The organism is Neptunomonas marina (genome assembly GCF_004005935.1).
Taxonomy (GTDB): domain Bacteria; phylum Pseudomonadota; class Gammaproteobacteria; order Pseudomonadales; family Balneatricaceae; genus Neptunomonas; species Neptunomonas marina.
In genome coordinates this window covers 122,367-141,711 of record NZ_SACQ01000001.1, presented here as the reverse complement: position 1 = coordinate 141,711, position 19,345 = coordinate 122,367, and the positions used below count along the sequence as shown (strand labels likewise).

Here is a 19,345-nt window from a genome sequence, read left to right as displayed (position 1 = left end):
GACATCTATATGATCGGGGCGCTTGCGCCCCACCTTATCAACAAAACGTTGGAGAGAATAAATGGCTGAGAATCAAACAGAAAATTTGTTGAAAACCCCTCTGTTTGACCTGCATGTCGAGCTTGGCGCAAAAATGGTGCCATTCGCTGGCTACGAAATGCCGGTCCAGTACCCACTGGGCGTTAAAAAAGAGCACCTTCAAACACGAGATCAAGCTGGCCTCTTTGACGTTTCCCACATGGGTCAGATCAAGCTAACCGGTGCCAATGCTGCCGCTGCGCTTGAGAAACTGGTCCCTGTCGACATCATCGACCTGCCTGCAGGCAAACAGCGTTACGCTCTGTTCACTAACGAACAAGGCGGCATCATGGACGACCTTATGGTCACTAACTACGGCGACTGGATCTATGTTGTCGTGAACGCGGCTTGCAAAGAGCAGGATATCGCTCACATGCGTTCTAACTTAGGTGACGATGTTGCTCTTGAAGTATTGGATGATCGCGCACTGGTTGCCATTCAAGGCCCTACTGCCGCAGCAGCGGTGGCTCGTATTCAACCTGCAGTTAGCGACATGGTGTTCATGGATTCTCGCATTATGGAGATCGATGGCGTTGAGTGCTTCGTGTCCCGCTCAGGTTACACCGGCGAAGACGGTTTCGAAATCTCTATCCCAGCGGATCAAGCTGAGCGCCTGTGCCGCTTGTTCTTGGAACAACCAGAAATCGAAGCAATTGGCCTTGGCGCGCGTGACTCTTTACGTTTGGAATCAGGTCTTTGCTTATACGGCCACGACCTAAACCAAACAACGACACCGATCGAAGGTTCACTGATCTGGGCGATCTCAAAAGTACGCCGCGCAGATGGTGAACGCGCAGGTGGTTTCCCTGGCGCTGACAAGATTCTTGAGCAGATCGCAGAGAAAAACTGGGAGACCAAGCGTGTTGGCTTAGTGAGCTCTGGTAAAGCACCGGTCCGTGAAGGTACGGAACTGGTAGACGCTGACGGTAACAACATCGGTACCGTGACCAGCGGTACATTGGGCCCAAGCGCAGGCGTGCCTGTAGCCATGGGTTATGTCACTAAAGAGTTTGCTGCGCTAGACAGCGAAGTGTTTGCAGTGGTGCGTGGCAAGCAAGTACCGATGACGGTTTCTCGTATGCCATTCGTTGAGCAGCGCTACTATCGCGGTTAATTAGCGAGGAGAGTGAAGAATGCAAGAGAATGTAACCTCAAATACGGCCGACCCTATTGTCCATCTCGCTATCGGCAGTCGAGTTGATCAAAACAATCGTGTCCAACACATTGCGGTCAACGAGCATCCCTTTATCGGTGATCTACAGCTCGACTCTGAACCTGACAATCATGCTCTCTTGATTGCAGTTGGCGAAATGATGGGAGTCAAACGCCCACTAAGTGCTCGGCGCATTACCTGTTTGGGCAGACTGGCCATTTTATGGCTCGATAACGGCCGTTGGTTGGCGCTTCGTGCGCCTGGGGTGCAAGCTTCACTCTCCGAGCTCTTTTCTGAAATCTTTGGCGATAACATCGAAGTTTCAGAGATAGGCGAGGATATCAGCGTAACACTGAACGGTTTAGCGCAATCGCACCTGCTAGAGGCGGAACATACGATCACCTTTGGGCAGTTCAGCAGCGAGCTATCTTTAAATCAGCCGATTCTGGTTCACCCCATCGAGTCAGAGGAGTACAACGTACTCGTACGCCGCGCCTGCGCAGATTACCTGTCACGCTGGTTAGCACCCGCCTAACCGCTTTACTGTCACCTAGTGCCTATGCACTAGGTGAACAGATCCCGCTGTAGCGCTATCAGATCGCTAAACTGCTTACCTTCAAATACTAAGATCGTATCCACCACCGGCGTTAGCTGCTTCTCCAAGTAATGCTCATAATCGATAGCAGACACGCGATTTTCTATCGGCTCAGGGCCGTTCACAGTCATCACGTAACTCACATGCGATCCGGTCCGATACGGAGATTCACGGCCTTGCGTCTGCCAATATTGCTGCGCCTTGATAGCCGCTTGTACATGAGGCGGCCTAACTTTGTCATAGTCGGCCACCGGCTGGCGTAACCTGCGTCGGTAGATCAGCAGCTCATCGAGCTTTCCTGCCCGCAACTGCGCAACGGTGTCTTTCAGCCGATCAACATAAGAATCACCACGGAACACGGCTTCGTACAACCAGTTCTGCACATCACGCGCTAGCAAGGTCCAGTCGGAGCGAACATTTTCGAGGCCCTTGAACACCATCACTTGCCGCCCGTCGTCATGCTGTTGTAACCCTGCATAACGCTTTTTCGTCCCCTTTTCAGAGTGGCGCATTCGCGGCATCAGAAAGCGTACAAAGTGCGTCTCGTACTCCAGCTCTAGGTGGCTCTCAACCGCATAGCGTTGCGTGATCTCTTCACGCCACCAGCGATTAAGGTGCAGTGAGAGCTCGCGCCCCTTTTGGGCTGCGCTCTCGCTATCAACATCATCGCCCACATGGACAAAAACAGAGTCGGTATCGCCGTAGATAACGTTATAGCCGAAGGTTGCTTCAATCTCAGCCCGCGTTTGCTGCAGCACTTGGTGACCACGCAGGGTAATCGAGCCGGATAAACGCTGATCGAAGAAGCGGCAAACGTTAGAACCTAAAACCCCATAAAAAGAGTTCATAATGATCTTGATTGCCGTGGATAACGACTGGTTCCCTTTGCGTTTGGCCTCATCACGCGCGGCCCATAGCTCGGTAATGATCTGCGGCAAGATCGCACCTTGCTTGCGAAAAATAGCCCCATTAAAACCGGGGATAAGCTCATCTTCTGACAACTCGCCGCCCAGTGCATCGGCCATTCCCGCAGGATCTACGCAGAAGGTTTGGATAATACTCGGGTATAGGCTTTTAAAATCGAGCACCAACACATGACTGTAGAGCCCCGGTTGCGAATCCATCACATACCCACCCGGAGAGTCGAGTCCATGCGCACCCGACGCATATTGCGGGGCCACATAGCCATAGCGGTGCAGCCGCGGTAGGTATTGGAAATCAAATGCAGCCGCTGATCCGCCGACTTTATCCAGTGCTAGCCCCGTTAAACGAGCACGCTCAGTCAGATAATCCATCAGCTTCGTGTGCGCAAAAATATCGCTAACTAAGCGGCAATCTTCAAGGTTATAGCGTGCCAGTGCAGGTTTGTCCTCACGGAAAAGCCGCTGAATTTCGGCACCACGATCATTGGGCTGATGAATCAGTTTGCCACGCTGGAACAGCTGCTGGGCAACAAACTCGAGAGCGTAACTTTCAAAGTGATAGGTTGCGCCTTTGAGAGTATCGATGCCGTCGATCACCAAGCGCCCATCCAGTCTTATATACCACTTCCCCTGCTCAGACTGGTGCACCTGCAAAGGGTTGTGCGTGCGGCCTAGTGTTAAGGGCACCTGTAGCGCCTGCGCGCGTGCAGCTAACACCCGAAAATCAAAACCTATGACATTCCAACCAATAAAGATATCAGGGTCCCACGCTTGCACTTCACGCACCAGCGCACGCAACAGTGCCCTTTCGTCGGCAACGTATTGTACAAGGCCATTTGGCAACACCTCTTCAACTTGGCGTTGCCCTCGCGGACCTGCGTCACGCATCAGCACCTTCGCTATGCCGTGTTCACCAGCGCTGTGTAAGCCGATGGAGTGGATCACATCGCCCCGCATACTGGTTTCTATGTCAATCGATAACACGCGCAACGCAGGTGTGACCTCTGCGGGACGCAATAATAGGCCCTCCGGCCCTTTCAATACGGCCACCCCACCGAAAATAAAGCGCTCCATCAAGTATCGATCGACAGGGCGAATATCCTCCTCCAACAAAGCAATACCTTGCTGTGTCAGCCGCTGGATGATCTGCCGCTGCAACCGTAGCGAACTACTATAAAGCGCCACGACATCCTGATGATCTAGCGTTTTCAAGGAGAGGGGTTTTAGTTCCCAGCTTGCACTGGGGATATCAGCAAGGCAGTGCTGGACACGCTCAACGTCGTCCTGATGGAGAAAAAAGACAGCACGTTGTTCAGCAATATCGATCTTCTCGACACGCGGCCCAAGCTTTACCCAAAACGAAAACAGGATACCCCTTGGTGTATCCTGTTGTTGTCTTGAGATGATAAAGCCGTCATGTGCTTGCATAGCGTCTCAGTGTTTTAAGGCACTGCACTGAAGGGGCTCACCACCTCGATTTCGCCAAATGCAGTTAGCACATCGGCTTCATATTCGGCTTCGAAGAGCAGTTTCAGGTTTGGCCCTGCATCCATCGTAAAGTAGATAGGTATCCCCTGCTCACGCAACTGCCACACCTTTTGCATCGCAGCAAGGGAGTCTGGCTGCCAATAGACCAGCGGTGGCCATGAGGCGATCATCGTCGCGTGCATTGACAGCGCGTTGTGTTCAGCGGTTTCACCGAGCAGCTGAAAGTCTTTATCGGAGATAGCGCTATGCAACCGGCTGATATCACGCGCAGCTTGCGCCGGCCAAGCTTGATAGAGGCTGGCGGTTTCAAGCGTCCGGGTCATACCACTGCGTGAGTCGACTTTCTTTTCGCCCGTCGCCACTTTTACCAACCCTATGCGCAATGTATCCCAGCGTGCTACCAAGGGACGAGCAAAGCTATCCATGCCATCCTCTTGCTGTCCCATCTCCCACTCAACAAATCCCTGAAATAGCGAACGCGATGCACTGCCGCTCCCCATACGCGCAAAAGCGGAAAGCACATCATCCGACAAATCGAGCGCGAAAAACTGATTAATCGCTAAGCTCAGCGCGGCAAATCCTGAAGCAGAGGAGGCTAAACCGGCGGCCGTAGGGATATTGTTGCGTGTATCAACTTTTAATGTTACCGCTTGATCACGGCGAAACAGATCAATGAACGCTATCACTTTACGTGCGAAGGGCGTGTCATCCGTAAGCCGTTCACCGTTCAGCCAAACTTGATCAACCTCTGCAAGGCTGAGGGTCGTTTGTGTCCCCAGATGCCCCAAAGAGATGGATAAACTTGAGTTGACCGGCAAGTTAAGCTCTTTTTCGCGCTTACCCCAGTATTTACAGAGTGCGATGTTGCTCGGTGCAAAACAAGTAACCGGCTCCGACGACGCTGTTAGCAGGCTCGGTAGGTATCGTTCAACGACATCAGCTTTAGTTAACACGTACGGTTCCTTTAGCACTGATATTGACGGGAATAGACTCAAATGGCACATCTAGGTGGCTATCTTGGCCCAGCGCGATAACACAATCACCCAAGCCCGACCCCGAGATCTTCGCGCCATTAATCAAAGGTGTCGAGCGCAACTGATAAACAAGCTGCGCGAGGTTTGCATCGGTAACACCCAAGGCATCCATCAAGCCTTGATAGACATTCATCAGCCGCCCTAATGCTGGCCAGTCTTGCTGCTTGATGGCCGCTTCAGCCTCACAGCTGGTCTTATCCATCAACTGATAGATCTGCTCATACAAAGCGGGATGCTGCTCACTACGCTGCGCTACCACACTTAACACCTCTGGCGTCGTGGTCTTGTAGCCAACATAAAATAGCGAAATCGGTGGTAAGCCCGGTAGCGGACATACCTCACGAGGCTCCACCGTGTAAGCGATCAAACCGCCATAGATGCTGGCGGCCAAGTCAGTACCCGAGCCGCGCCCCTGCACCTTGTGCACAACGGCTAATGCCGCAGTAAAAATGGCCTCTGGGGTATCAGACTGACCGGAGTAAATCGCCAGTGCTTTCACAACTGCCGCAGTGACAGCAGCCGAGGATCCAAGACCGACCGTGTGCGAAAACCCAGCTGTAATTTTAAGCGTAAGCCCTGATGGTAATGCAGGCTGAAAATGCGCTATCGCAGCCAAAACAAAACGAATACGCTGATCATCATGCAAAGCGTTAAGCGAACCGCAATATTCAGCTAAAGCAGAATCAATGATCACTTGATCATCGTCCCGAGGGGTTAAATCGACATGTATATACTTGTCGACCGCACATGCGATGGCACGATGGCCAAAAAGCACTGCGTGCTCGCCCATCACCATGATGCTACCGGGGGCAGACACACTAATCGTTGAGGTATCGAGCGCCAAGTCTATCCTCCTCTAAGGGGCCCCATGAATACTGTGGGAACGGCACCAACGCCGACTCAATATCACCCTCTGGCATATATGCGATCACCAAGCCGCCAAAGCTCCCACGGTGAGCACCCGCGCCACTAATCTTAGCTGCACCACCGGCGGCTTCAAGCGCTTCAATAAGGGCAACTGCACTATCAGGGACAACTTGAATGTGTTTCAGGAGCTGGTGATTCTCTTTTACAAGCTCCAGTACGCTGTGGTGATGGCTTATCTCATCAGCCAGCGCTGCAGTAACCCTAGAAAACTGATCCCACAGGGTATGATCGGTCGCGAAGTGCTGTCTAACAAACTGCACACACTCCCCCGTGGACACCGACGGCTGACCGGTAAAGATCCAGTACCAGCCCGGCCCGATATTCGTATCCAGCCGTTTTACACGCTCCTGTTGAACTTGCACCATGCCACCATAAGTGACAGCCGCCGCATCAATTGCACTGCCTTTGCCGTGTTGCAAACGCTCACAAAAACGCACGAGCTCAAAACGCTGCTCCGCACTTAGGGGCTTATCTAGGAGGTTTTCAAAAAGAACAAGAGTGGCAGCAATAGCGGATGCAGATGATCCCATACCCGCACCAAGCGGCAGCTCTGATTCGCTGGATAAGCGGCCCGGCACTGGCAGGTAACTACTACGGGAGCGTCTTCCGGGAACAACCGGCAGATGGTGCACCAGTGCTGATAGCGTATACATCAGCAGGTCGTCCGGTTGCGAAAGAATCTTTTGTATCGGTAGATCGCCTTGTACAAAGGCATCAAAGCGGGTGTCTAGCTTGCTCTTCAACGCACTCAGCGCGTGTAACGGGTAGTGAAAGCCAGAAGAGATACCCGAGAACAAAGTACTAATTGAGTTGCTCTCGGTTATCGGGGAAAAACTTACGTAGGTATGCTTACGTATCGCAATCGCAATCGCCTGTGCACCATAGACTACGGCGTGCTCCCCACTGAGAATCACTTTTCCTGGAGCACAGGCTTTCATTAGGCAACAACGTATTCGCGTTTATGATTGTCGATCTTCGCTAAACGGAATCGACCTGTTGTCGCCGCGGGTATTTCAACACACTCACCCTCTTGCGGGTCGGGTGCTGCATAAAGCTTGAGATATTGGTCATAATCGACCTCCTCGCGCGCGTCTAGCATCGCGAGATGGGCATCTTTAAAGAGGTGCTGTTGATATCCAGCCACAACCTGACCGGCAAAGAACTCTGCCACACAGCCGGATCCATAACTAAACAACCCAATTCGCTGATCAGCCATATCTTGCGCGCTATTTTCAAGCAGCGAGGCTAGGCCAATGTACATGGATGCGGTATAGCTGTTACCTATCGTTTTGTTGTAACGCAAGGTATCAGCAATCTGCGCCTCTAACTGCTCTGCAGATAGCTCACTTTTGTTGACCTTAGCAAGGTGCTGATGCGCTTTCTGCGCCATACGGCTGAAGGGCAAGTGGTAGCAGAAGTGGGAAAAATCAGCAAATGTCAAAGAGCTCACCGACGTATAATTTTCCCACGCTTTTTTGAGGGCGCGCAGATATATCTTGGTCGAGTACTTACCATCCACTAACGCAGTCTTGCGGTAGTTAGGGCGCCAGAAATCCATCACATCTTCCGTGTAGTTACCCACCTCAGGATCGATGGAGAGAACGCGTGGATTGGCCGTCACAAGCATCGCCACAGCACCGCAGCCTTGGGTTGCTTCACCCGGCGTATTTAGCTCATAACGTGCAATATCAGAGGCGATCACTAGCACCTTTTTTTCAGGCTGACGTGCAACGAGTGCACACGCCATCTGCAGAGCCGCCGTGGCGCTATAACATGCCTGCTTAAGCTCAACGGCACGGCAGTTATCAGAAAGCCCCAGTAAGCGGTGAACATAGACCGCTGCAGCTTTCGACTGATCAATACCGGTCTCGGTCGCAAACATTAACGTACTGATCTCTTGTGCCACGTCCCCTTGCACCAGCGGGTATGCTGCATTCGCAGCCATCGTTACCACATCCTCATCATGCGCGGCCATACCCATTTTCTCCTGACCGATACCCTGATAATACTTATCCGGATCGGTGTCTTGGACTTGGGCCAACGTTCTTAGATCGAAGAAGAAGTTCGATGTATAAAAGCTAATTTGATCAATACCAACAGATGACATACTTAGATATGTTCCCCAGACGCCTTCAGAATTAACGATTCATTTCCAAAAAGCGTTGCCACATCGGGCATTCCTAACAAAAACATCGCTGTCGTAAACTCTCGACGGAAACGCTCGATAACAGCGACTACAGCGTCCGCGGAATCCATCGCGGGCGCTAAAAATGGTGCTGCAACCCCGCAAAGAGAAGCGCCCATAATAACAGATTTCGCCATATCAATCCCATCTCTTATACCGCCACTTGCAACAAAGCTGGCTTGAGATCGATAGGGCTTTGCTATCTGCAAAGCCAGCGGAGTAGGGATACCCCAGTCTTGGAAAACCAGACCAAGATCTTCACCTTTATCACCTCTACGATGATGCTCAATCCGGCTCCAAGAGGTACCGCCTGTACCGGCCAGATCGAAAAAACTCACCCCGGCGCGCAAACCGGCTTCGATATCAGGAGCAGATAAACCCGAACCAACCTCTTTTAGCAGCAAAGGCACACTCAAAGAACCGGCAACCTCTGTGATCAGGTTTTCCAGATTTGAGAAGTCGGTATCGCCTTCTGGCTGAACGGCTTCCTGTAACGGATTAAGGTGCAGGTACAACCCATCCCCTCCCAAAAGATCAACAGCCGCTTGGCATTGTTCTAATGAGAAACCGTAATTCAATTGCACCGCACCAACGTTTCCGATCAACAGAGCATCCGGTGCATACTCGCGCAGGTCAAAACTAGCTCGTGCCGCCTCATCGGTGAACATCACCCGTTGCGAACCAACAGCCATCGCAACACCTGTACGTTGAGCCGCTTCTGCTAAGTTACGGTTGATTGTCCGAATTAGTTCATGATCGCCACCGGTCATGGAAGAGATCAATAACGGAAAGCTCAAACGCTTGCCGAGAAACGTGCAGCCAGTATCAACCTGATCAAACGCTAAATTAGGTAACGCTCGATGCGTTAAGCGAATACGATCAAAATGGCGTGCGTCGCGCTCGATAGCAGGATCAATATCAAATGCTCGGATATGTTCCAGCTTACGATCATTTGTCGTGTCAGAAGACATTAACGCTCCAGCTTAAGATGCGCTTCCATCAGCTCACCCGGATTTGTTTGGGCTGCCATCAATGATAGCTCTCCGCACAAAACGGTTGCCGCACAAATGGCCGCTAAACGACGAGCGTTGTCACCTGGCTCGCGGTCTGCTCGGCATCCTAACTTCTCGAGGTTCTCGGTTACGAAATCGATACCTTTGCCGTTGCCGACACTGCCGACGATCAAGTTCGGTAAGGTACACGAGAAATAGAGGTCGCCATCACGAACTTCAGCGTGAACAACACCTTGCGAGCCCTCTATGATATTCGCCGCATCCTGACCTGTAGCTAAATAAAATGCGAGCAACATATTAGCGTAGTGCGCGTTTGCACTGCGTAAACCGCCTGCGATCATGGTTCCGATCAAGTTTTTCTTGATATTAAGATCCACGACTTTTTCTGGCGTCGTGTGCAGACGGCGCTCGCATAGCTCACGTGGAATCGTAATTTCAGCCACGACATATTTACCGCGACCTAGAATACCATTGACGGCCGTGGCTTTTTTGTCGGAGCAGTAGTTACCCGAGATAGAGGAGTAACGCAGTTGTGGATACTCAGATAAGATCCATGGAATCAGCTTATCCGCTGCATTGGTCACCATGTTGTGCCCAGATGCATCACCTGTCGTAAACTCTAAGCGCAGGTAGATCAGGTTCGCCACAACTTGACTGTTGATTTCAATCAAGTTAGCAAACCGGCTAGACGTAGCCACCACATCATTTAGATCTGCTCGGCGAGCCTTAATCGACTCAACCGCCAGCATCGCAGCTGTCGCATCGTCCGCCTCAAGCAGAATCGAGCGCGTCATACGCTCATCCAGTACCGTTGTACGAATACCCGCTTCAGTAAGCGCAGAGATACGAGCGCCGCGCCCCACAGAGGGCCACAAAGGCGTTTCATAAGTGGCGAGGGGAACAGATAGTTTCTCTTCCAAAACCGGCCCCGATATCTTAACAGGGCCGACCCAACGCATCGGAATAGGTGCTTCTAAAATTTTATGTGATTTCATATCAACCAAAAATAGAAAGGGCCGCCTAGCAGCAGCCCTTCTTGTGACTATAGGCCCGCGAATTTTATATTGCGCAGCCTTTAAATTGCAAACGAGACCTTTTGGTCACTGCGGCATTTTACATCGAGTCAGCGATCTTCACGCCCATAACATCAAGTATTTCACCCATACCGTTAAGCAGTCGATACTGAGCGATCAGGTAGTCATACTTGCCACTAATAAAAGCGTTTTTCGCAGCGAAGACTTCGTTTTCCGTATCCAATAAGTCCAGCAACGAACGCTGGCCGATATTGAACTGCTTCTCGTAAGAGGTACGTGTCGCCGCGCTAGACTCAACGTGTTGCTCCAAAAACGGCAACTGCTTACCTAGAATTTCATATGCGTTCCAAGATAGCTCGACGGCTTCAACCGTCTGGCGGTGAGCATTGCTCTGGATCTCAACGGCTTGATCGATCTCCTGCAACGTCTGCTGGATACGTGCTTTATCACTACCACCATTGAACAGGTTATAGCGCATCCGCACCATCGCTGTTAGATCTTCGTTATGACCGTCTACACCATCAATATCGTGGTTCCAAGTGCGATCAACCTCAAAGGTTACCGTTGGGAGCATTGCACTCTTGGCCGCACGATACTGCGCTTGCGCTTCTTCGATATCACGCTGCGCGACACGCAGCGTCGGATGATTGTCTAAGGCAATCTTTACCGCCTCTTCTGAAGAGCCAGGCAGCCCCGAAATATTCTCTGGCGCTTCTGGTGATGTCGGCGGCATAGAGCCCGCAACTTTCAGATAAGTCGCTTTTGCATCCTGAAGATTGTTTTCAGCAGCCAGCAAATTCACCTCAGATAGCGCTAAACGGCCTTGAGCCTGATCAACTGCAGATCTAGCCCCTAAGCCTGATTCAGAGCGACGACGAATCTGATCAAACACTTTGACATGGCTGTAGTAAGATTCATTCGCTTGCTTGTAAAGCTCTTCGCGCTTCAGCACTTCTAGGTAGGCTCGCGCAATCTCGAGCGCTTTCTCTTCAGCAACTTCCTTGACGCGGTAATTCAAGGCATTTGTCTTTGCCGTAAAACGCGCTACTTCGCTTTTTGTGCGGGAGCCATCAAACAACATTTGACGAATGCTCAACGCCGCTTCACGACGCGTTGTATCGGCGTCACCATCTCCACGGCTATCGGTCGTTGGGTTACGAGTCCACTCGTAACCAATACCCGCCGCGATATCAACGGAAGGTAAATAACCGCCTTTAGCTTGCGCAATCTCTTGCTCAGCAGCTTGCTTTGCATAAAGCGCCGCCTTAACTTCTGGGTGAGCAATAACGGCCTCAGCGACAACTTCAGCCAGAGAACCGGCGCTCACCTGTTGCGCTGCGGCTACCGTAATAGCGAGTGCTAACAATTTGCGTTTTAACATCACTGACATCCCCTTCAGTGCAGACAAGCCGCCTTAAACTGCCTGCTTATTAAGCTTCAAAATAAGAGTTAAACGATCTTTCGTTTCTGTTTTTTTTAAGATCGAAGTGACATGTGACTTCACTGTCCGTTCTGTTATGTTCAGCTCTCTCGCAATTTCCTTATTGGAGCATCCAACCAGCAGCAAATCTAATACACCAGACTCACGCTCAGTTAGCTGATAATTTTCTTGCGGTGGCTCCACTTCATCAATACCACCACTTTGTTGCTGCAGAAACTGCTTTAGCAGCTTTTGCGTTAGCGCGGGGCCAGCCCAAATATCATTTCGTGCAACGACTGCCAAAACTTCTGCAAAAACGGAAGCAGTCGGATATGCATTCAAGTAGCCACGAAAGCCCTGCCCCAACAAGGATAACCCTTCGCGGTCATTAGGTACATCAGATAACGCTATCCACTTCAAAGCCGGTAAGCGCTGACACAATCCATCAATTTCCGCAGGTGCTACCGAAGAGATGTGAACCAAGCCAATCGCTTCGGTCGGTTCAGCAAGCTCAAGTTTTTTTGCAACCTCAGCTCCCACACTCTCGGCAAAACGGCACCAACGGGCCTCTACTTCATTGTTGTGCACAAGAAAAAATAACTTCATCGCTTACCTTATGCGCCGGGTTAACTTGCTCGTCCCTGTTCTCGCTTGCCCAGCTCAAGCCGACAGACGCTATACAACTGTTGATTAACGTTCCGTTAATGCTGCACTTCTGGCCTTCAATATAGGCTTCAGTAGATAGTCTAGTACGGTTTTTTCACCGGTCAGAATATCAACACTCACGGTCATCCCCGTCATAAGCGGTAACTGCTTCGACTTACCATCAACATAAGGTTTTTCAGCCTCTAATCTAACAATATAGTGCGGCTCACCCTCCTCGTCTAACACGGTACTTGGCGAGACAAACACCACGCGCGCGTCGACGCCGCCATAGATGCTAAAGTCATAGGCAGACACTTTAACAACCGCTGGCAACCCGACGGTGACGTTCGCTATGTCTGACGGTTTAAGCTCAGCTTCAATGAGTAAGCGATCTTCCCAAGGAACGATATTCAAGAGCTCATCCCCAGGCTGTACCACGCCCTCTATTGTATTAACCAACAGCTGCTTCACCGTACCTTTGACCGGCGCTTTTACCTCCGTACGGGTGATCCTATCTTGCATACCACCCAGTGCCTCCTGAAGGCGCGCTATCTCGGATGTGGTTTCATTTAGCTCTTGGCGAGCCAAACTCTCGAAACGGAAGGTCGCCTCATCCAGCTTCTTTTGCGTCTCTGCAATCGTTGACTCGATACGCGGCATACTGAGACGAATGTCACGCAGCTCACCCGACAAGTCATTGACCTGACGGCGCAAGCGCAGATATTCAACTTCCGATATCACCCCCTCTTTGAACAGCGGTTCGGTGATCTTTAACTCTTTACGCAGCAAGCTGTAGCTACCCGATAGCTGCGAACGCTTCGACTTAGCTTGGCGCAGCTCCTGCTTCTTTTGCTCAACTTGTTGACCTAACACGTCAAGATTGGCACGCAGCTCGCTTTTTCTAGCTCTGTATAGTGTTTTCTCCTGATCGAGAATCGAACGATACTCTGCAGGAAAATCATCAGGCGCCGCAAACTCTTTGCCCTCTGCTTCAGCTGTTAAACGCGCAGCTTTTGCTACCAGCTCAAACTCTCGCACCTTGTTTTCATTAAACGAGCTGGCAAACCGGGTAGCATCGATTCGTAGCAAGACCTGCCCTTTTTCAACTAAGTCGCCCTCCGCGACCAAGATATCGGAGATGATCCCGCCTTCTAGGTTCTGCACCACTTGTAATTGGCGCGAAGGGACCACTTCACCCGGCCCGCGACTGATCTCATCCAACGGTGCGTTCGCAGCCCATGCTATCGCGATTGCGACAAATAGCACCATCACCCAAAGAAGTAATCGCGCCGCGGCGGGAGTTTGCTCCAGCATCGCCTCGCTCACGCTCGACATATACTTTAAATCCGCTTTATCCACCTGCTTATCCATACCGCTCTCACTTCTTAATATGTAAGCGCCCTTGCTTCAGTGCGTCTAGCACCGCAGCCTTTGGACCATCTGCAACGACATTGCCTGCATCTATAACGATAATGCGATCCACCAGCGAAAGTAGTGACATTTTATGCGTCACCAGAACTAGCGTTTTATCTTTCGCATAATTCGCAAACTGAGCACGTAAAAACTCTTCAGATGAGTTATCCATTGAGTTAGTTGGCTCATCTAAGATGAGGATATTCGGTGAATGGATCAGCGCCCGAGCGATCGCAATCGCCTGTTTTTGCCCGCCAGAAAGTGCACTTCCGCGCTCGCCAACCGGCATATCAAAACCGCGCGGGTGGCGATTTACAAAATGATCAACACCTGCCAACTCGGCGGCACGCAGCAATACATCATCACTAACCTCCGCAGCCCCCATAACGATATTTTCACGTACAGAGCCATCAAACAGCATGATATCTTGCGGCACATAACCGATGCTGCGCCGCAGGTCCACAGGATCGATCTGGTTGATATCGATACCGTCTAAACGAATACTTCCCTCTGTCGGCCGATAAAGCCCCAGCATCAGCTTCTCGATGGTCGTTTTACCCGACCCGATGCGGCCTATCAGTGCCACTTTCTCACCGGCATTAATGTTGAAGCTCACTTTCTCTAGCGAAACATTATCCGCACTGGGGTAAGCAAACTGAACATTACGAAAAGCGATATTGCCATCCAGTGTGGGGCGGTGAACGTACTGCTGGTCGCTTTCACGCTCACTCGGCAGCTGCATGATTTGATCAAGCGCCTCAAGCGCCGTGCGAGATTGATGATAGCTAGCAATCAAGCTTGCTACTTGGGCCATCGGTTGCAGAACTCGCCCAGATAGAATGACACATGCTATCAATGCGCCCATCGATAGCTCCCGCTCAGCAATCAAGTAGACGCCCGTAATCACCAGCGCAACTGAAGATACTTGAGTGACCCAACCGGCAAACGAGGTCACCGATGTTGAGATCATCTTCGCCTGCATACTCCACTTTGCGATGTAGCCGACCGCCTGTTCCCACTGGAGCTGCAAAGTAGACGACGCGCGCTGCGTCTTGACGGTCTCCATCGCGGTTAAAGCTTCAACCAAAATCGCATTCTTTTTCGCTGAAGAGGTGAAAGTACGCTCAATAGCCGCGCGCAAGCGCCCCTTAACCACAAGAGAATAGAGAATGATCAACGGCACCCCGGCAAGCGGCACAAACACAAGCGGCCCTCCGATCATCCAGATCACCAAGAGGAACAGCACGGCGAAGGGAATATCGATCAGAACGCTATTCGTCGAGGAACTCAGGAATGTCTTGATCGCATCAAATTCCCGCAAGTTATTCGCAAATGCGCCAACAGAGCGTGGCATCGCGCCATACTGCAGCGACATGACCTTCTCGAACAGCAATGATGAAAGCAAGATATCTGTTTTCTTACCCGCAAGCTCAATAAAGTGAGCTCGCAGCATTTTCAAGCCAAAATCAAAAAGAAACACAATGAATACCCCAATGGCGAGTACCCAGAGCGTCTCGATTGCGGCGTTTGGCACCACTCGGTCGTAGACGTTCATCACGAAGAGCGGGTTAGCAAGAACAAAAAGGTTAATTAAAAACGAGGCGATCAAAACATCGCGATAGATACCCGCCGAACGCCGTATTGTGCCCCAGAACCAGTGTCCCTCCTGCTGATCTAGCACTTTGGAGACACGCTCAGTGAAGCGATACTCCAGACGAACAAAAATAGCGTAGCCTGTGTAAGCACGCTCTAGCTCTTCAATCGCCAGTCGATGAGCACCACCACTCTCGGGTTGATAGACTGTCGCTTCACCGCTTGCTAGGTCGAGTTCTTGCAGCACACAGGCGTTGTCACCTTCGAGTAACAGCACAGCAGGCAAGGTCAATGGCGAGATTTTTTGTAAAGGGCGTTGGGTAATACGTGAAGAAAATCCCGCGCGCTTAGCGGCACGGATGAATAGTTTTGGAGTGAGTGCGCCGTTTTCAAGCGGCAAACCATCGCGTAAAACATCACCCGTCATGGGGCGGTGGTTCTGATGGGTTAAGTGCACAAGGCACCCTAACAGCGGATCTTGTACTTCTTCCATTTTCTTGACCAAATCCTAATAGAGCCTAACATACTAGCATCCGTTGTTACCGAGGAGAGCGCTTCAGATGCTTTACGCTATACGCAATGACGAGGGCCGCATTACAGGCCTTACAGAAACAGCCCAAGATGGCGCCGAGCCTATTGCACTAAAAAGTCCCGAGGTGCTGGACTTCCTCTCTGGCGGTAATGCTGATTTCCAACCGGATGACTACTTAAATAAGTCAGATAATTCCGTTTCGCGTATTTTAGAAGATCTTATCGACCTACTTATCACCAAAGACGTGATTATGTTCACTGAGTTACCTGATGTAGCTCAGCAAAAACTACTCAATCGTAAATTGGCGCGCCGTATTCTTAATGATGATGACGCCCCCGAGATTGAGCCAACGTCAATACTCTCAGACGACTCACCTGTGATCTAATTATTCAGTATTATCGGCAGCGTGGCGCACACCTGAATAGGCTTGATAAAGCTTTTGATACCGCTCGCGCTGTTTATCCGAGCATAGGGCAAAGCTCGTTTTAGCCATTTGATGTAAACACTCAACCGAATCCGGTTCGGAGAAGATCGCGCTATCGTGCTTACCACGGTCAATTAGCAACTGAACGGCATCTAGCCGGGCACGCACACTTGCTTCAGGTTGCTTGGCCGCTGAGACCATATTATTAAGTGCCACCTCGTACTTGCCTTCTGAATAGGCGGCGCGCCCCTCATTATGGTATTTTGCCCAGCTCACCTCTTGGGCTTTGCGGGCTAGAAACTTGCGATAGTTCAGCATTTTCGGCTCATGCTCAGTGCCGGACACGCGATCTAATAGTGGCTCGATCCAGAACCACTGTGCCTCAATGGTCATCCGTTCAAACGCATCCACCGCCAGCTGTAACTCTGATGCAACCAGCGCACTATTCCCGGCCTGTTCACGAAAATCAGCCAACACCAGGTGAGAGCGAAATTGCACCTCAACCGCCTCATCAAAGTCGCGGACAGTGGCCTCCATGGTACGAATCACTTCAAGCTCTAACACATCTGAAAGCGGCTTACCCTCGTTCGCTGCCAACGTCGACACAACAAACGCACACGAGTCATCTGGGTTTTGATAGATCGAGTGACGGCCATACTCCATTGCCTTACGAAACGCCTCCAAAGAGATCACCCACTCACTATTCCACGCGGCGAGATTGCCTAATTCAGAGTGCAATTGAGGCACGGTAGGCTGGAGCATAACGGCCTTACGCATCAGACTTACCGCTTGACCCGCATCACCGCCCATCCACAAACTACGTGCTAACCAAGAGAATGCTTCAACTGAAATATGCTGCTGATCAATGACACCTTGCAACACCTCTGTCGCCGCTGCATGATCACCGAGCCGATAGAGCGCGATACCAAAACCCACCTGCGCCCAGACAACTTTTCTCACTGCAGACAGCGCTGCAAATAGATCACATGCTTCACGGTACTGGCCGGACTCAAGTAGACAAACACCCAGTAAACGCTCTAGATACACTTTGAGCGCAGGATAGGTCTCAATCAGATTGTGACAGTGGCTAACCGCCTCTTCCCAACGCCCTTCATCCATCGCCTGATCGAGCCTTGCTGTGGCCTTCTTAACCCGTAGCAACTTATCAAGTGTCGCGGCAATTTTTGAACGGCTAAACGGCTTTGAGATATAAGCATTGGGCGCGGTTTCAAGTGATCCCACCAAGATATCCGCTTCGCGGGCATCAACAACGAGCACGAACAACGTACCGAACAAGCGCAAACGTTCAGCATGAGACTCTTGCAACACCTGAAGACCGTTTTTCTCGCCCTTGCCCAGATCATAGCAAGCTAGAACAACATCGAAAGACTGCTCCCGAAGCGCCGACATGGCCATGTTAACCGACGAGGCAACCTCAACTGTTTGAAAACCCAGCTGCAACAGGATCTCCCGCAGCGCGGCTAGCTCCTCCAGCCGGTAATCAACGATCAGCGCACTCTTTCTGGCAGATTGATTCGACATATGCTTTTTCTTAGTTACAGCAGTCTCTTACAAATCAGACTATTAGATATTTGGAGTTTATACAAAAAAACCCGCACTAGGCGGGTTTTTCTTTACTTAGATCAAGACTTAATCTTCTAGCAAGTCGCGGCCTTTACTAGCAGCGATACGCATACGCAGGGCATTCAGTTTAATGAAACCTGCTGCATCTTTCTGATCATAAGAACCCGCATCATCCTCAAATGTTGCGATGCTCTCATCAAACAAGCTATCTGCAGAACGACGTCCCACTACATCAACTGAGCCTTTGTACAGCTTAACGCGCACTTCACCATTCACATTGCGCTGCGAGTAATCGATCAGTTGTTGCATCATTTTACGCTCTTCAGACCACCAGAAGCCGTTATAAATGACCTTCGCATAACGCGGCATCAGCTCATCTTTCAAGTGGGCAGCTTCGCGATCCAGCGTGATCGATTCGATAGCACGATGCGCTTTCAGCATGATCGTACCACCCGGTGTTTCGTAACAGCCACGAGACTTCATACCAACAAAGCGGTTTTCAACAATATCAAGACGGCCAACACCGTTTGCACCGCCAACTTTATTCAGGTACTCAAGAACCGTCGCAGGGCTCATCGCTTCACCGTTAATAGCAACGATGTCACCCTTCTCGTAAGTTAGCTCAAGGTAAGTCGCTTCATCTGGTGCTTGCTCAGGAGAAACTGACCAACGCCACATATCTTCTTCAGCTTCTGCCCATGGATCTTCCAAAATGCCACCCTCGTAAGAGATGTGCAGCAAGTTCGCATCCATAGAGTAAGGCGACTTCTTCTTGTTCTTCGCGAAGTCCACTTCGATATTGTGGTCTTCACAGTATTGCATCAGTTTTTCACGGGAGTTGAGGTCCCATTCACGCCATGGCGCAATCACGTGAACACCCGGCATTAAAGCGTAAGCGCCAAGTTCGAAACGCACTTGGTCGTTACCCTTACCTGTTGCGCCGTGAGAAATAGCATCGGCGCCTGTCTCTTGAGCAATCTCAACTAAACGCTTAGCGATCAGTGGACGCGCAATAGAGGTACCCAGCAGGTACTCACCTTCATAGATTGTGTTAGCGCGGAACATTGGGAAAACGAAATCACGCACAAACTCTTCGCGCAGATCTTCGATGTAGATCTCTTTAACACCTAGTGCTTCGGCTTTTGCACGCGCCGGCTCAACTTCTTCACCCTGACCCAAGTCAGCAGTAAAGGTTACAACTTCAGCGTTGTATTCATCTTGTAACCAACGAACGATTACCGATGTGTCCAAGCCGCCGGAATAGGCCAACACGACCTTCTTGATTTCGGACATTCTCAAGCTCC

Annotated in this window: 16 protein-coding genes; 3 read left to right on the top strand and 13 right to left on the bottom strand. The window is 50.9% G+C overall.

Annotation, left to right across the window (positions count from 1 at the left end; all coding sequences use genetic code 11):
• The first annotated feature begins 61 nt into the window (after positions 1-61).
• Positions 62-1,192 carry a glycine cleavage system aminomethyltransferase GcvT gene (gene gcvT, locus EOE65_RS00670; RefSeq protein WP_127692368.1) on the top strand — a complete coding sequence of 377 codons (1,131 nt, stop codon included), beginning with the start codon at positions 62-64 and terminating at the stop codon, positions 1,190-1,192.
• A gap of 19 nt (positions 1,193-1,211) precedes the next feature.
• Positions 1,212-1,766: a hypothetical protein gene (locus tag EOE65_RS00665; protein WP_127692367.1), complete on the top strand. Its 555-nt coding sequence runs from the start codon at positions 1,212-1,214 to the stop codon at positions 1,764-1,766.
• Positions 1,767-1,795: 29 nt separating this feature from the next.
• Here EOE65_RS00665 and EOE65_RS00660 read toward each other — a convergent pair whose 3' ends face one another.
• From EOE65_RS00660 to EOE65_RS00610, 11 genes are all read right to left on the bottom strand, one after another.
• A complete protein-coding gene (locus tag EOE65_RS00660; RefSeq protein WP_127692366.1) occupies positions 1,796-4,177 on the bottom strand; it encodes a DNA polymerase II in 2,382 nt (793 codons plus the stop codon).
• 14 nt (positions 4,178-4,191) lie between these two features.
• The gene (gene mvaD / locus EOE65_RS00655) at positions 4,192-5,190 is read right to left on the bottom strand and encodes a diphosphomevalonate decarboxylase (RefSeq protein WP_338067666.1); all 999 of its coding nucleotides are present in this window, start codon (positions 5,188-5,190) and stop codon (positions 4,192-4,194) included.
• Positions 5,180-6,115 carry a mevalonate kinase gene (mvk, locus tag EOE65_RS00650; protein ID WP_240656886.1) on the bottom strand — a complete coding sequence of 312 codons (936 nt, stop codon included), beginning with the start codon at positions 6,113-6,115 and terminating at the stop codon, positions 5,180-5,182. Before mvk ends, mvaD begins: the two co-directional genes overlap by 11 nt.
• On the bottom strand, positions 6,090-7,136 hold the full coding sequence (locus EOE65_RS00645) for a mevalonate kinase family protein (protein ID WP_127692364.1): 1,047 nt from the start codon (positions 7,134-7,136) through the stop codon (positions 6,090-6,092). The genes mvk and EOE65_RS00645 overlap by 26 nt, the downstream gene beginning before the upstream one ends.
• On the bottom strand, positions 7,136-8,305 hold the full coding sequence (locus tag EOE65_RS00640; protein WP_127692363.1) for a hydroxymethylglutaryl-CoA synthase: 1,170 nt from the start codon (positions 8,303-8,305) through the stop codon (positions 7,136-7,138). The genes EOE65_RS00645 and EOE65_RS00640 overlap by 1 nt, the downstream gene beginning before the upstream one ends.
• Before the next feature lie 2 nt (positions 8,306-8,307).
• Positions 8,308-9,354, bottom strand: a complete 1,047-nt coding sequence (gene fni / locus EOE65_RS00635) for a type 2 isopentenyl-diphosphate Delta-isomerase (protein ID WP_127692362.1) — start codon at positions 9,352-9,354, stop codon at positions 8,308-8,310.
• Positions 9,354-10,391, bottom strand: coding sequence for a hydroxymethylglutaryl-CoA reductase (locus EOE65_RS00630; protein ID WP_127692361.1), 1,038 nt, complete (start codon positions 10,389-10,391; stop codon positions 9,354-9,356). Before EOE65_RS00630 ends, fni begins: the two co-directional genes overlap by 1 nt.
• Positions 10,392-10,509: 118 nt before the next feature.
• Positions 10,510-11,811 carry a TolC family outer membrane protein gene (locus EOE65_RS00625; RefSeq protein ID WP_240656885.1) on the bottom strand — a complete coding sequence of 434 codons (1,302 nt, stop codon included), beginning with the start codon at positions 11,809-11,811 and terminating at the stop codon, positions 10,510-10,512.
• A gap of 33 nt (positions 11,812-11,844) precedes the next feature.
• Positions 11,845-12,456, bottom strand: a complete 612-nt coding sequence (locus EOE65_RS00620) for a helix-turn-helix transcriptional regulator (protein ID WP_127692360.1) — start codon at positions 12,454-12,456, stop codon at positions 11,845-11,847.
• Between the two features lie 84 nt (positions 12,457-12,540).
• Positions 12,541-13,866: an HlyD family type I secretion periplasmic adaptor subunit gene (locus EOE65_RS00615; RefSeq protein ID WP_127692359.1), complete on the bottom strand. Its 1,326-nt coding sequence runs from the start codon at positions 13,864-13,866 to the stop codon at positions 12,541-12,543.
• A 7-nt stretch (positions 13,867-13,873) separates the two neighbouring features.
• On the bottom strand, positions 13,874-15,994 hold the full coding sequence (locus EOE65_RS00610) for a type I secretion system permease/ATPase (protein ID WP_206052581.1): 2,121 nt from the start codon (positions 15,992-15,994) through the stop codon (positions 13,874-13,876).
• A gap of 67 nt (positions 15,995-16,061) precedes the next feature.
• Here EOE65_RS00610 and EOE65_RS00605 point away from each other — a divergent pair, with 67 nt between their 5' ends.
• Positions 16,062-16,418, top strand: a complete 357-nt coding sequence (locus tag EOE65_RS00605; protein ID WP_127692357.1) for a hypothetical protein — start codon at positions 16,062-16,064, stop codon at positions 16,416-16,418.
• Here EOE65_RS00605 and EOE65_RS00600 read toward each other — a convergent pair whose 3' ends face one another.
• Both EOE65_RS00600 and EOE65_RS00595 read right to left on the bottom strand, forming a co-directional pair.
• Entirely contained in the window at positions 16,419-17,999 is a 1,581-nt protein-coding gene (locus EOE65_RS00600; protein WP_127692356.1) for a tetratricopeptide repeat protein, read from the bottom strand.
• 108 nt (positions 18,000-18,107) lie between these two features.
• Positions 18,108-19,334: an argininosuccinate synthase gene (locus tag EOE65_RS00595; RefSeq protein ID WP_127692355.1), complete on the bottom strand. Its 1,227-nt coding sequence runs from the start codon at positions 19,332-19,334 to the stop codon at positions 18,108-18,110.
• Between the last annotated feature and the right edge of the window lie 11 nt (positions 19,335-19,345).